Source organism: Thalassospira sp. A40-3, assembly GCF_015871485.1.
Classification (GTDB): domain Bacteria; phylum Pseudomonadota; class Alphaproteobacteria; order Rhodospirillales; family Thalassospiraceae; genus Thalassospira; species Thalassospira tepidiphila.
The window spans coordinates 335,732-349,745 of sequence record NZ_CP065428.1; the positions used below are offsets into that span (position 1 = coordinate 335,732).

14 protein-coding genes are annotated in these 14,014 nt (G+C 55.7%); 4 read left to right on the forward strand and 10 right to left on the reverse strand.

The genetic code is table 11. The features are described 5' to 3' along the window. Positions 1-5 precede the first annotated feature (5 nt). From IT893_RS01500 to IT893_RS01515, 4 genes are all read right to left on the reverse strand, one after another. The gene (locus IT893_RS01500; RefSeq protein ID WP_008889800.1) at positions 6-878 is read right to left on the reverse strand and encodes a carbohydrate ABC transporter permease; all 873 of its coding nucleotides are present in this window, start codon (positions 876-878) and stop codon (positions 6-8) included. A 150-nt stretch (positions 879-1,028) separates the two neighbouring features. Next, positions 1,029-2,339, reverse strand: coding sequence for a sugar ABC transporter substrate-binding protein (locus tag IT893_RS01505; protein WP_040823061.1), 1,311 nt, complete (start codon positions 2,337-2,339; stop codon positions 1,029-1,031). Positions 2,340-2,537: 198 nt separating this feature from the next. Beyond that, complete coding sequence (locus IT893_RS01510) at positions 2,538-3,488, reverse strand: sugar-binding transcriptional regulator (RefSeq protein ID WP_063089203.1); 951 nt, start codon at positions 3,486-3,488, stop codon at positions 2,538-2,540. A 189-nt stretch (positions 3,489-3,677) separates the two neighbouring features. After that, positions 3,678-4,700 carry an aspartate-semialdehyde dehydrogenase gene (locus IT893_RS01515; protein WP_197146601.1) on the reverse strand — a complete coding sequence of 341 codons (1,023 nt, stop codon included), beginning with the start codon at positions 4,698-4,700 and terminating at the stop codon, positions 3,678-3,680. 702 nt (positions 4,701-5,402) lie between these two features. On the opposite strand from IT893_RS01515, the gene IT893_RS01520 reads away from it, so the two are divergent. The 4 genes from IT893_RS01520 (at position 5,403) to sigJ (ending at position 8,867) form a co-directional block, all read left to right on the forward strand. Then, on the forward strand, positions 5,403-6,638 hold the full coding sequence (locus IT893_RS01520) for a cyclopropane-fatty-acyl-phospholipid synthase family protein (protein ID WP_252724039.1): 1,236 nt from the start codon (positions 5,403-5,405) through the stop codon (positions 6,636-6,638). Positions 6,639-6,882: 244 nt separating this feature from the next. Next, a complete protein-coding gene (locus IT893_RS01525; RefSeq protein WP_197146602.1) occupies positions 6,883-7,293 on the forward strand; it encodes a hypothetical protein in 411 nt (136 codons plus the stop codon). Between the two features lie 133 nt (positions 7,294-7,426). After that, positions 7,427-7,861, forward strand: coding sequence for a carboxymuconolactone decarboxylase family protein (locus IT893_RS01530; RefSeq protein WP_197146603.1), 435 nt, complete (start codon positions 7,427-7,429; stop codon positions 7,859-7,861). Continuing rightward, the gene (sigJ, locus tag IT893_RS01535; RefSeq protein WP_256430789.1) at positions 7,854-8,867 is read left to right on the forward strand and encodes an RNA polymerase sigma factor SigJ; all 1,014 of its coding nucleotides are present in this window, start codon (positions 7,854-7,856) and stop codon (positions 8,865-8,867) included. The genes IT893_RS01530 and sigJ overlap by 8 nt, the downstream gene beginning before the upstream one ends. A 56-nt stretch (positions 8,868-8,923) precedes the next feature. Here the strand turns inward: sigJ and leuB are convergent, their stop codons facing one another. From leuB to trmD, 6 genes are all read right to left on the reverse strand, one after another. Beyond that, entirely contained in the window at positions 8,924-10,027 is a 1,104-nt protein-coding gene (leuB, locus tag IT893_RS01540; RefSeq protein WP_008889808.1) for a 3-isopropylmalate dehydrogenase, read from the reverse strand. Positions 10,028-10,117: 90 nt separating this feature from the next. After that, positions 10,118-10,729, reverse strand: a complete 612-nt coding sequence (leuD, locus tag IT893_RS01545; protein ID WP_197146604.1) for a 3-isopropylmalate dehydratase small subunit — start codon at positions 10,727-10,729, stop codon at positions 10,118-10,120. A 4-nt stretch (positions 10,730-10,733) separates the two neighbouring features. Next, positions 10,734-10,922, reverse strand: a complete 189-nt coding sequence (locus IT893_RS01550; protein WP_008889810.1) for a hypothetical protein — start codon at positions 10,920-10,922, stop codon at positions 10,734-10,736. A gap of 12 nt (positions 10,923-10,934) precedes the next feature. Beyond that, positions 10,935-12,341 (reverse strand): 3-isopropylmalate dehydratase large subunit, encoded by a 1,407-nt coding sequence (gene leuC, locus IT893_RS01555; protein ID WP_008889811.1) that lies wholly within the window; start codon positions 12,339-12,341, stop codon positions 10,935-10,937. A 545-nt stretch (positions 12,342-12,886) separates the two neighbouring features. Next, positions 12,887-13,291 (reverse strand): 50S ribosomal protein L19, encoded by a 405-nt coding sequence (gene rplS, locus IT893_RS01560; protein ID WP_008889812.1) that lies wholly within the window; start codon positions 13,289-13,291, stop codon positions 12,887-12,889. 3 nt (positions 13,292-13,294) lie between these two features. After that, the gene (gene trmD, locus IT893_RS01565; protein WP_008889813.1) at positions 13,295-14,011 is read right to left on the reverse strand and encodes a tRNA (guanosine(37)-N1)-methyltransferase TrmD; all 717 of its coding nucleotides are present in this window, start codon (positions 14,009-14,011) and stop codon (positions 13,295-13,297) included. Between the last annotated feature and the right edge of the window lie 3 nt (positions 14,012-14,014).

Genomic DNA, 14,014 nt, shown 5'->3' on the forward strand with positions numbered 1-14,014 from the left:
TGCCCCTATTTGTCCAGGTTCTTGCCGATGAGGCGGATCAGGAAGATCGCCACGATATTGGCCAGAATGACCGCGACAATGCCGCCGGCAGATGCGCCACCAACATCGAACTGCAACAGCGCCTGCGTATAAACGAGGAAGGCGATGTTGGTCGTTGCCAGGCCCGGACCACCACCAGTGGTGACAAAGATCTCGGCAAAGACGGTAAGCAGGAAGATGGTTTCGATCAGAACGACCACCGTGATCGCACGGCTAAGATGCGGCAGGGTGATATAGAAGAAGATCGCGACCGGACCGGCACCGTCCATCTGGGCGGCTTCTTTTTGATCGCGGTCAAGCGATTGCAGGGCAGTCAACAGGATCAAAACGGCAAAGGGCAACCATTGCCAGGACACCATGATGATGATCGAGGTCAGCGGTGCATTGGTAAACCAGTCAATCGCGGGCAGCCCGAACAGGCTGGCGATCCAGGCAAACATGCCTGACACCGGATCCATCAAAAGGTTCTTCCAGACCAGCGCATTCACGGTCGGCATGATGAAGAACGGTGCAATCACCAGCAGGCGCAAGACACCGCGCCCGAAGATCGGCTGATCAAGCATGAGACCCAGAAGGATGCCACCCACCACCGTGATGACCAGAACAGACCCGACCAGCAAAAGAGTGTTGGTAAGGGACGCGAAGAATGCCGGATCTGTCAGGAAGAATTCGTAGTTAAGTGTACCGATCCACTCTTCCATTCCTGGCGACAACAGGTTGTAGCGCAGGAAGGAGAAGTAAATCGTCATGCCCAGCGGGACGGCCATCCACAAGAACAGGACGATGATCGACGGTGCGGACATGATACGCCCGGTAAGGGTCGAGGCCCGTGTCGACATGATGTGCTCCCCGAAATTGTCGTTTCGATCCGTGACTTTAAGGGAAAAAAAGGGTGGTGTGTTTTGCAACCACCACCCAAGTTTCTCTCAGGTCAAGGAGGTTCAGACCGGACGTCGCATCAAGGACGGAAGTCCGGTCTGGGTAGTGTATCAGTAGTAACCGGCCTTGCGCATGGTGCGATCAGTGCTGGACTGAGCGGCCGAAAGGGCCTCTTCAACACTCATCTGACCTGCAAGGGCTGCGGAGAACTGCTGACCGACCGTGGTGCCGATACCCTGGAATTCAGGGATTGCAGCGAACTGAACACCAACATACGGCTTCGGTTCCAGGGTCGAGTTGATCGGGTCTGCGCTGTCGATCGCCAGAAGGGTCTCGTCTGCGAACGGTGCCGCTTCAAGATATTTCGGGTTCTGATAAAGCGACATACGGGTGCCCGGCGGTACGTTTGCCCAACCTTCTTTGGAGGCAACCAGTTCCAGATAGGCTTTCGAGGTCGCCCAGGAGATGAACTTCTGAGCTGCTTCTACTTTCTGGGAACCCATCGGAATGCCAAGGTTCCAAGCCCAGAGCCAGTTGGCGCCGGTGCAGGTTACAGCGCACGGAGCTTCGGTGAAGCCGACCTTGTCTGCAACTTTGGATTCTTTGGGGTTGGTCACGAAGGATGCTGCAACGGTGGCGTCAATCCACATGCCGCATTTGCCGGAGTTGAACAGCGAAAGGTTTTCGTTAAAGCCGTTCGAGGTCGCACCGGGAGGACCGTAGTTACCAAGGACGTTGGTATACATGTCGAGGGCATTTTTCCACTCGGCACTGTCGAAGGTCGGGTTCCAGTTCTCGTCGAACAGGCGTGCACCAAAGGCATTGCCCATGGTGGTGATCAGCGCCATGTTTTCACCCCAGCCGGCCTTGCCACGCAGGCAGATGCCATAGACACCTTCGTCAGGCTTGTGGAGTTTCTTGGCGATTTCAAGGGTCTGGTCCCAGGTCAGGCGGCCGTTGATTTCGATACCGGCAGCTTCGAACAGGTCGGTGCGGTACATCATCATCGAGCTTTCGCCGTAGAACGGTGCAGCATAAAGCTGGCCATCGTTGGAAACGGCAGAGCGGATCGCAGGCATCAGGTCATCGACGTCATAGTCGGAACCAAGATTATCGAGCGGTGCGAGCCAGCCTTTTTCAGCCCAGATCGGCACTTCGTAGGTCCCAATGGTCATGACGTCATACTGACCGCCTTTGGTGGCGATGTCAGTGGTAACGCGCTGACGCAGGGTGTTTTCCTCAAGCGTGACCCACTCAAGGGAAATGTCAGGATTCTTGGAGGTGAAATCATCCGTCAGCTTCTGCATGCGGATCATGTCACCGTTGTTGACGGTAGCGATGGTCAGTTTCGTTTCGGCATTGGCGTGTGCAACACCGCCTGCCAGCAGCGCACAAAGCGCTACTCCCATTACGCGTTTCATATTTCCTCCCAAAGGACTATTTACCCGCTGAGCAACTTCGGTTGCCCACATTGATCATTTGTTCAGGTAATGAGCATTCACTCAATTTCGCCATTGCTTGTCAAACAAAATCGTTTTTGCGGCGCACAAAGAAACGCCCTGCCGATATGGGTGGCAGGGCGCAGAACTATTTGCTGTGTGGGTGAAAAATGCCGCGTGCTAGCGCAGCAAACTTTCCGCAGTGGCTTCGTCGGTGATCAGCGTTGAAATCAATTGACCCCGCATCGCACCGCGAATCGCGGCAACCTTTTTCGCACCCTTGGCGACCGCAATGGTGTTGGTTGCGGGCTGGACAGCCGGCGCGCTGGTGACACAGTGGTTGACCGGGTGATCAAGGATATTGCCGTCCTGATCAAACGACCAACTGATCACTTCGCCGATGCCACCACTTTCGCGCAGCGACACCAGCTCGTCTTTCGAGATAAAGCCGTCAATATGCAGCGGTGCATCATCGCCCAGATGCCCGACCCCGATAAAGCGGATGTCGGCCTCGCGCGCGAGCTTGAGGATATTGTCCATCGGGGGCTGTTGCTGCATGCGTTCGCGCATCTGTGGATCGGCGATGATCACCGGGATCGGCAGCGGGTAATGCGGCGCACGGGTGCGGTCGGCAAGATCGGTCACCGCATCATAGAAACTCGCCGCCCCGTCATGGGCGATGGTGCCGACCAAGGAGACGATCTTGTGATGATAGGCATCAATACGCCCGATTTCATCGACCATGGCGCGCATGGCGCGCCCGGTACCAAGCGCAATGATCTTTGGTTCGGTGGAATGAAGCGCACGTTCGAGATAGTTTGCCGCCGCCTGCGCCATGCCAAACATCGCATCGGGTGCCGCCGGATCGGTTGGCACCACATCGCAACCGGCAATGCCATAGGTCTCGCAGATCGCCTTGCCCAGTTCCATGCAACGCGCAATCGGGTGATCAAGGCGAACCTTTACCAGCCCCTCACTGACGGCAGCAGACACCAGACGCTGTGCGGTCGGGCGTGACACGCCAAGCTTCTGGGCGATTTCATCTTGCGTGTTGCCAGCACAGTAATAAAGCCAGCCGGCGCGGGCTGCTTCATCGAGGCGGGCCGCTTCCTTGCGGGTGCGTTTGACCATCTCATTCCCCGGACTTTTTGATCCGTTGCCAAAAGGCGAACAGGTATTTTTTGCTTTTGAAAATTTGTCTTCTTTTTCCCTAGCGCCTTTTTTTGCCTCTGACCAGCATCTTGCCGGGATATGGAACGACAAAACCCGCCCATGACAGGCGGGTTTTGGTTGAAATCTGTCGCGGATCCAAGGGATCGGTTATTTCTTTGGCAGGAATTCTGCGACCAGTTTCTCGGCAATCTGAACCGCGTTCAGGGCTGCACCCTTACGCAGGTTGTCGCCAACACACCAAAGCGACAGGCCGTTTGCGACGGTCGGGTCCTTGCGCACGCGCGAGACAAAGACATTGTCCTCGCCCTGGACTTCCTGCGGGGTGACATAGCCTTCGTCCTGACGGTAATCGACAACCGAAACGCCAGGGAAGTTCTTCATCGCCTTGCGGGCTTCTTCGACCGTGATCGGGTTTTCAAACTCGATATTGACCGCTTCGCCATGGCCGACAAAGACCGGGACGCGCACGCAGGTGGCGTGGACTGCGATTTCCGGCGCAAGGATTTTGCGGGTCTCGACCGACATTTTCCATTCTTCGCGGGTTGCGCCATCATCCATGAAATTGTCGATATGCGGGATGACGTTAAAGGCGATCTGTTTGGTGAATTCCTCCTTCTTGGGCGGATCATTCACATAGATGCCTTTGGTCTGGTTAAACAGCTCGTCCATCGCGGCACGACCGGCACCCGACACCGACTGATAGGTCGCAACAACGATACGTTTGATCGTGGCAATGTCATGAAGCGGCTTAAGGGCCAGAACCATCTGAATGGTTGAGCAGTTCGGGTTGGCGATGATGTTCTTTTTGGCGTATCCGGCCAGCGCATCGCCATTGACCTCGGGCACGACCAGCGGAACGCCCGGTTCCATGCGCCAATAGCTGGAATTGTCGATGACAACGCAGCCTGCTTCGGCGGCCTTCGGCGCTAGTTTCTTGGCGGTTTCACCACCGGCCGAGAACAGGGCGATATCGGCCTTTGAAAAATCAAAGGTTGCGGCATCGAGAACACTGATCTCGTCATCTTCGCCATAGCCCACGGTGCGCCCGATGGATTTCGACGATGCCAGCGCAAAGATTTCGTCTGCCGGGAATTTGCGTTCGGCAAGGGTGTTAAGCATCTCGCGCCCGACATTTCCGGTCGCGCCGACAACGGCGATTTTGTAGCCCATCAGGGTGCCTCTTTCAGTCTTGTCGGCATGGTGGTCACAACGGTGCCGAAACGGGAAAACCCCGTGCGACAACGGATGACGCAGCGACCATGCCTTTGGGTAATGTCTGATAATCTGCGGCGAGATGTAAGGGTTTCTCGGCGATTGCGCAAGCATGTCGTTGCCAATGTGATCATGATTACTACTTGAGATCGCAGAAAAATCTGGCAGAATTACCAAAGGGGTTCATGTAGCGAACCTGAAATCAGAAACGTTTTGCATCTTGCCAGGTTGATTTCTGAATTTCTGCCTGGTTGGCGTCCACGCCACCGATGTGACCACCTGACGATCCTCCGGACGGCCAGACAAAACGATCCTGATCACGGGTTCATTACAGATATGCGGTGTTGCCGCATATGGGGCGATCACTAGGGTCAGGACCCATTAATTTGGTTTGAATGGTTTACCGGATTTGTGCGGATACGCGGAGGAAAACCGCAGGACGATATACATCCTTCAAGGTTTTACGACAAAGTAGCCCGTGCAAATCCGGTTAATCCGAAGGACAGACGTTATATATGCAAACTCCGGCGTCAAATCCCTTGCGCGGGATGCCAACCCGCTCTGCGGCATTTTCCTTGGATTTCACAAATATAACGTCTGCCATTCAAATCAAATTAATGGGTCCTGGCCCTATCCCGACTTTTGAAAAAAGGACGGCCAATGACGTACCCGATGAGTTTGGATTGGACACAGAAAAAGGTTCTCGATTTCTTTCGGGAACATGTTACGCGCGGGACTTTGGTATTCCGTGTGGATGACAAGCACGAAATCGTGCTGGGAGATGGGTCAGAACCGCGGGCGGGTATGACCGTCCCGGATTGGACCAACACACTTAAAATGGCGCTGAGCCCGGACCCGGGCTTTGGCGAGGCCTTCATGCATGGCGGGTTCGACCTTGTGAACTGCGAGATGGAGGACCTGATCAAGGTGCTGCGTCTTAATTTCGAAGGCGGACATTCGACCAGCGGGTTTGGCAGCTTTATTGAGAAGCTGCAGGCGCTGAAATTCCAGATCGGACAGTTCACGTCGGTCCGGGCCGCGTCGCACCGCGTGCGCCATCACTATGATATCGGCAATGATCTTTACACCCGGTTCCTTGATCCGGAGATGCAATATTCATGTGCGTTCTGGGATGATGGGGCCCAGACCCTTGAAGAAGCCCAGCATCGCAAAATGAGCCTGACCACCCAGCGCCTCAAGATCAATGAGCCGGGCCTGCGCGTGGTCGATATCGGGTGTGGCTGGGGCGGGTTAAGCCGCTTTATCCACCGTGAAACCGGGGCGGAAGTGCATGGCATCACGCTTTCGACCGAACAATATAACTGGGCGCAGGAAAAACGTTCCGAGATGGGCGGCAATATGAAGGCGGGACTTGATTACCACCTGCTGGATTATCGGCTGTTTGCCGATGCCAACGCCGGGAAGTATGACCGGGTGGTATCGGTCGGCATGTTTGAGCATGTCGGTCGTCATCAGTTCAAAACCTATTTCGAAAAGGTCAGTGAGCTGCTTAAGGCTGGTGGGCGGGCTGTGATCCATACCATCATCAAACCGCGGGCTGAGTTTACATCGCCATGGATTGATAAATATATCTTCCCGGGCGGGTACATTCCGGCGGTACACGAAGTGATCGAGGCCGCCGAACATGCCAACCTGACGGTAGAGGCCTCAAACTTCCATGCCGGTCGCAACTATGCCCAGACGCTGATTGCGTGGCGCGATCGGTTCCGTAAAGTCGCCGATGAACTTGATCCGGAAAAGTACGACGAAGAATTCAAACGTATGTGGGAGTTTTATCTGGCCGGATGCATCAATGCCTTTGACGCGGGCGAGGGCGGAGGCGGCATGCGGGTCGGCCAGTTCGTCTTTACCAAGCCGGGCTTTGAATATGCCTGAGGGTCGCAATGATAGAGGGCGGGGAGCGATGGTTTCCCGCCCTGTTTGTTTTCTGCCTGCTGCTTCCCATATTCAATAAAGAGCCGTGCGACCCTGTTGCGGTGAAATGCACCGCATGACTGCAAATCAAAATCAAAACAAAGAAGATCAAAGACGTGCCTTCAAACCAAGCCACATCGCGTGATGGACCGGCACGACAGATGTGAAAAGCGACATACCGGTCATTCTGTCGGGAGGAAACGACATGTTTGAAATGATCAGCCGGGATGACGCCAATCATCAGACGCAAAAGGATAGCGCGCCGCATATCGGACGGCCAGAGGACTATGTCCGGGCCCTGGCCGAAATTGAAATGTCGAGCTGCGAACGAGATATGCTGCGCGCGCACGCCAAAGCGCCGGGGCGCACAATTACCGGGCTGAAGCTGGCCGAGACGGTCGGGCATTTCGGATGCCGCATCGGGAATAAGAAGTATGGCCGGCTTGCCGCCAAGATCGCGGCCGCAGCAGACCTTCCGATGTGCAAGAGTGATGTCAGTGATTATCTGGCGGCGATATTCACCCTTGCCGAGGGAACGCAAAGTGATGGTGAGGACTGGACATGGGTGATGCATGACAATGTCGCCCGCGCACTTGAGGATGCGGGCATCGTCTGAAATCCCAGATTGCTGATTTCATAAATTTCGAATTTTAAGGGCGTGTCGTGTAACGCGGGCCGCCCGTGTTTCGTCCTTGTGGGCAGAGGGGGATTTTTCCCCGTTATTCCTCGTGTCACCAAGGAGAATTGCCATGTCCCGCTTTGCCTTTCATGAAGTCAGCCCGAAACTGTTCCAGGCCCAATTTGACCTTGCCACCAAGCTTGGCGAAAACCCGCTGATTGCGCCGGTGCTGCGTGATCTTATTGAATGTCGGGTATCGCAGATCAATGGCTGTGCCTATTGCGTTCGGATGCATTCGGACAGCTTTGCCAAACATGGCGGCGATCCGGTCAAGCTTGCGATGTTGCCGGTTTGGCAGAGTGCCGAAGGGTTCAGCGCGGCAGAGCGTGCGGCACTGGCATGGGCCGAATGCCTGACCCGGGCGGAATGCCAAGTCACGATTTCGAAATGTCATCGCGTGCTTCTTGATCATTTCGAGGAAGCCGAGATTTCGGAGCTGACCTGCATCATTGCCACGATGAATGCATGGAACCGGTTGGGCATTGCGCAGCATGAATTTGCGTGATCGTCGCAAGCTTCCTGACGGAGGCGTAAAAACCCCTTACAATCGGAGACACACAGCGATACGGGATTTCCCCTTACCGCTTCACGCGTTTGGTGGGACATCTGTGGCAGATCGGATTTTTGAACAACACAGGGCACGGTTGACCGCGTTGGCTTATCGTATGCTGGGCAGTCACGCCGATGCCGAAGATGCGGTTCAGGATGTCTGGTTGCGGTGGCGCAATCAGGATCATGAGACGATCAATGACGCCACCGGCTGGCTTGTCCGGGTGTGCAGCAATATCTGCCTCGATGTTTTGAAATCAGCCCGCCGCCAGCGCGAAAACTATGTCGGTCACTGGCTGCCTGAACCGTGGTTGCCGCCCGAACAACCCAAAGCCGAAACCCAGCTGATCGAACAGGACGGCCTTGGGCAGGCTTATATGTTGATGCTTGAACGCTTGGCCCCGGTGGAGCGTGTTGCGCTTGTGCTGCATGAAGTTTTTGATTGGATGCATGACGATATCGCCCCCCTGATCGAACGCACCCCGAATAATACCCGTCAGATCCTGTTCCGCGCCCGACGCAAGATGCAGCGCGACAGTGATCGCGATGCGACGCCCGAACCGAATGCAACGGCCTGTGATCGGGATCGTCTGAATGCGTTTGTCACTGCCATCGGGACGAGTGACGTTGGCCGGTTGCTAGATCTTCTGGCACCTGATGTGATTTTGCATTCCGATGGTGGCGGCAAGGCGTTGGCGACGGCCAATCCGCTGTTTGGTGCAGATCATGTGTCGCGGTTCTTTCTTGGTGTCTGGGGCAAGCGCAGCCCGGGTGAGCGTATCTTTGGCGTCACGATCAAGGATCAATGCTGGATCCTTCTGGCCGAAGACGGTGTTGTGGCAACCGCACTCTGCGCGACCGAACGTGATGGGAAGATTGTTGATCTGTTTGTTCATCGAAACCCGGACAAACTGGCGCTGTTTTCCGGCATTCTTGCCGACGCCGTCGAGATTGCCCATTAATGCAAAAAGGCCGGATCAATATCCGGCCTTTTTAATATCGGGATCGCTTGAAACGATCAGACGAGCTTGTCGAGTTCGCTGATCAGCGACTCACCCATAACCGTGGTCGAAACCTTGGCCATGCCCGGCTGCATGATGTCTGCAGTACGCAGGCCGCCCTTAAGGACGTTCTGTACCGCGTCTTCGATCAGGGTGGCATCGTCGCCCATATCAAACGAATAACGCAGCATCATGGCGAAGGACAGGATGGTTGCCAGCGGGTTGGCGATGTCCTGACCAGCGATGTCCGGGGCGGAGCCGTGTACCGGCTCGTAAAGGGCCTTGCGCGCACCGTTTGCGTCGGCCGCACCAAGGGACGCAGACGGCAACATGCCAAGCGATCCGGTCAGCATGGCGGCACAATCGGAAAGAATGTCGCCAAACATGTTGGTGGTGACCATCACGTCAAACTGTTTCGGGTTACGCACAAGCTGCATGGCGGCGTTATCGACATACATGTGGCTCAGTTCGACTTCCGGGAAGTCCTTGGCAACACGTTCGACAACTTCGCGCCACAGAACGGTGGATTCCAGAACGTTGGCCTTATCGACAGAGCACAGGCGCTTGTTACGTTTCATCGCCATGTCAAAGGCGACGCGCGCGATGCGTTCGACTTCCGGCTCGGAATAGACCAGCGTGTTGAAGCCGTGACGGACACCGTCGCGTTCTTCGATGCCGCGCGGCTGACCGAAATAGATGCCACCGGTCAGTTCACGCAGGATCATGATATCAAGACCCTTAACGACGTCTTCCTTGAGCGTTGATGCACCAACAAGGGCGTCAAACACCAGCGCCGGACGCAGGTTGGCAAACAGGCCCATTTCCTTACGGATTTTGAGCAAGCCACGTTCCGGTTTGATGTCGAACGGCATGTCGTCCCATTTCGGACCACCAACAGCACCCAGCAGAACAGCGTCGGCTGCCATGGCATCCGCAAGCGTTTCGTCGGTCAGCGGGTTTTTATGGGCATCAATGGATGCGCCGCCGATCAGACCTTCGGTGATTTCGAAATTCACGCTGCGCTTTTTCGCCATCCAGTCCATGACGCGCTGAACCTGACGCATGACTTCCGGGCCAATTCCATCGCCCGGCAGCATCAGTACTTTTTTGGTGGTGCTCATAAATGCTTCCTTCCCAGATTTTTGGGGCCGCTCACCCCGTAACGATCAGAAAACGGGCGGCAAACCGATGTTTGCCGCCCGTTTTTGCAATTACAGCGACAGCCAGGGCTGCGATGCAGCGCGCGTGGCTTCGAAATCGTTGATGGCATCGGCCTTCTGCAGGGTCAGGCCAATGTCGTCGAGACCATTCAGCAGGCAATGCTTGCGGAATTCTTCGACTTCAAACTTGATACAGCCGCCGTCCGGACCGGTGATTTCCTGATTTTCAAGATCAACCGTGACGGTGGCATTGGCACCGCGTTCGGCATCGGCCATCAGTTTGTCGACATCTTCCTGCGGCAGACGGATCGGAAGGATGCCGTTCTTAAAGCAGTTGTTATAGAAAATGTCGGCAAAGCTTGGTGCGATCACGCAGCGAATGCCGAAATCAAGCAGCGACCAGGGTGCATGTTCACGCGACGAGCCACAGCCGAAATTGTCACCCGATACGAGGATTTTGGCATTGCGATAGGCCGGTTTGTTCAGAACGAAATCCGGAATTTCGTTACCGTTATCGTCGTAACGCATTTCATCAAACAGGTTCTTGCCAAGGCCCGAACGTTTGATGGTTTTGAGGAACTGTTTGGGAATGATCATGTCGGTATCGACATTGATCATCGGCAGCGGTGCTGCAACACCGGTGAGCTTGGTGAATTTTTCCATTATCTTATCCCTTGCTTCCAGTTTCCCAGGCCAGACCGAGTGCTTCGATCAATTCTTCGGTCGCGTCGAGTTCCTGGGCCACGAAGTCCGGCAGGTTGATGCCGGTCAGTTGCGGCAGGAGGTGCTCAAGCACCGGTGCGCGGCCCAGACGAGGGGCACTTTCGCGGAAATTGATCAATGTGTGATCGGCCATGGGGAACCTTCCTTAACCGAGTTTGCGAATGTCGGTCAGATGACCGGTGATCGCAGCCGCAGCTGCCATGGCCGGGCTGACGAGGTGGGTACGACCACCACGGCCCTGACGGCCTTCGAAGTTACGGTTCGAGGTCGAAGCGCAACGCTCGCCCGGGGCCAGACGGTCCGGGTTCATCGCCAGACACATCGAGCAGCCCGGCTCGCGCCAGTCAAAGCCTGCTTCGATGAAGATCTCATGCAGGCCTTCTGCCTCTGCCTGTTCTTTCACAAGTCCGGAACCCGGAACGATCATGGCATTGACGGTTTCGGCAACCTTGCGGCCCTTGGCGACTTCGGCAACAGCACGCAGGTCTTCGATGCGACCGTTGGTGCACGAACCGATAAAGACGCGGTCGATCTTGATTTCCTCGATCGGGGTGCCGGCGGTCAGGCCCATATATTCCAGCGAACGGGCAATGGCCTTTTGCTTGCCGGCATCCTTGCCGTCAGAGGGGAACGGAACGGTGCCGGTAACCGGAACGACGTCTTCCGGGCTGGTGCCCCAAGTCACCTGCGGGACGATTTCGGCGGCATCGATTTCGACAATCTTGTCGTAATGTGCGCCTTCGTCAGACGGCAGGGTCTTCCAGTATTCAACAGCCTGCTCGAACGCGGCACCTTTCGGGGCCATCGGGCGGCCCTTGATATATTCAAAGGTTTTTTCGTCCGGGGCGATCAGGCCAGCGCGTGCGCCGCCTTCGATCGACATGTTGCAGACCGTCATGCGGCCTTCAACCGACAGCGAACGGATGGCCGAGCCAGCATATTCGATGACATAGCCGGTACCGCCAGCAGTGCCGATACGACCGATGATCGCAAGGGTGATGTCCTTGGCGGTCACACCCGGATGCAGATCGCCTTCGACCTTGACCAGCATGTTTTTGGCCGGTTTCTGAACCAGCGTCTGGGTGGCCAGCACGTGTTCAACTTCGGACGTACCGATACCAAATGCCAGCGCGCCAAATGCGCCGTGGGTCGAGGTGTGGCTGTCACCGCAAACCATGGTCACGCCAGGAAGGGTAAAGCCTTCTTCCGGGCCGACGATGTGCACGATGCCCTGACGGAGATCGTTCATCGGGAAATAGTGAATGCCGGTGTCTTTGGCGTTCTGGTCAAGGGTTTCAACCTGAATGCGGCTGTCTTCTTCCTTGATGCCTTCGGAACGGTCAGAGGTCGGAACGTTGTGATCCGGCACAGCGAGCGTCAATTCCGGATGGCGCACTTTGCGGCCCGAATTGCGCAGACCTTCGAAGGCCTGCGGGCTGGTCACTTCGTGGACGAGATGACGGTCAATATAAAGCAGGCAGGTACCATCATCCTGCGTGTCGACCACATGGCTTTCCCAAATCTTGTCAAAAAGGGTTTTAGGTTGACCCATCTCGACCTCCTCATAATACATCGATCTTTTGAGCAGCAACGATCAAGCCGCTGGGTGCGGTTCTGAATGGGACGAAGATTGCTGCGATACCTGCTTTTGACGGCGGGTGGGGCTTGGCGTTTCTCCGGCGCAACCGGCTTTATCCGGTTTGCGAAATTTTATTATCCAGAACCACGCGGGTTTGTTCGTTTTTGCCGCGGGAGTGCCTTTATACACGCCGCCTTCCAAATCGCAAGGTATCGGGCGCGTGTTTTTGGATGGTGCACGCTTTTAAATAGAGTACGTCATTTTACAGCATCCTATAGTAGCCAAATCAGCGTTTAACAATGTAGGTAAGGGATATCTGATATAATGAAAGCTGATAAATTTATCGTCGGATTTCTGCGGGACTGCATTGTTTGAGGTTAAATCCGGCGATTCGCTATAATGCAACCAATGAGTGTATTACGCTGTTTGTGGTCTCGCTGCGGCCGAGGAACTGAAACGAAAACGGGCCCACCCGAAGGTGAGCCCGTCTTTGTTCTGATGCTGAAAACAGCGAAGAATTACTTCTTCTTGCGTTCTTCGGCGGTCAGTTTGCCTTTGTGGCCGGTGGTCTGCTCGGCGATACGTGCAGATTTACCGGTACGGCCACGAAGGTAGTAGAGTTTCGCGCGACGTACGTCACCGCGGCGAACGACTTCGATTTTGTCGATGGCCGGGGAGTACGACTGGAAGATACGCTCAACGCCTTCGCCCGATGCGATTTTACGCACGGTGAAGGAAGAGTTCAGGCCGCGGTTCTTACGCGCAATGCATACGCCTTCGAACTGCTGGATACGCTCACGGGTACCTTCAACGACTTTCAGGTGTACACGGACGGTATCACCTGCATCGAATTCCGGAACTTCGCGCTGCGCAACGATTTTGTCGAGCTGCTCTTTCTCGAGCTGCTGGATGATGTTGGTCATGGTTTAACCCTCTTTGATGTTCCCGTTTGCCACGTACCGGTCCCAAAGGTCCGGGCGTCGCGCGCGGGTAATTTCTTCTGCCTGAGCATGCCGCCAGGCTTGTACCTTGGCATGATGTCCGGAAAGCAAGATCTCCGGCACTTCACGCCCGTTCCAGTTGGCCGGGCGCGTGTAATGCGGATATTCAAGCAACCCGGTTTCAAAGCTTTCCTCGTCGACAGACTCGGTCTTGTTGACCGTTCCCTCGATGAGGCGAATGCACGATTCAATCAGGACCATGGCCGGCAGTTCGCCGCCCATGAGGATGTAATCACCGATGCTGATTTCCTCGGCCTCGTGTTCATCCAGAACCCGTTGGTCGATACCTTCGTAACGACCGCAAAGCAGGATGGCACCCGGGCCTGCTGCCAATTCGCGGCAGCGTTTCTGGTTCAGCACTTTTCCCCGCGGGCTGAGATAAATCAGCGGCAACTGCGGTGCAGAGCCACGCAATTCACGCAGGGCGGCGTCGACAATATCCGGGCGCATGACCATGCCGGCCCCGCCCCCGAAGGGATTGTCGTCTACAGTGCGGTGGCGGTCGGTTGCATGATCGCGGATGTCTTTGACATCAAGCGACCAGATCCCGTTTTCAAGCGCCTTGCCAGCCAAAGACTGACCAAGCACACCCGGAAACATTTCCGGGAACAGGGTTGCAACTTTTGCCTGCCACACAGACATCGA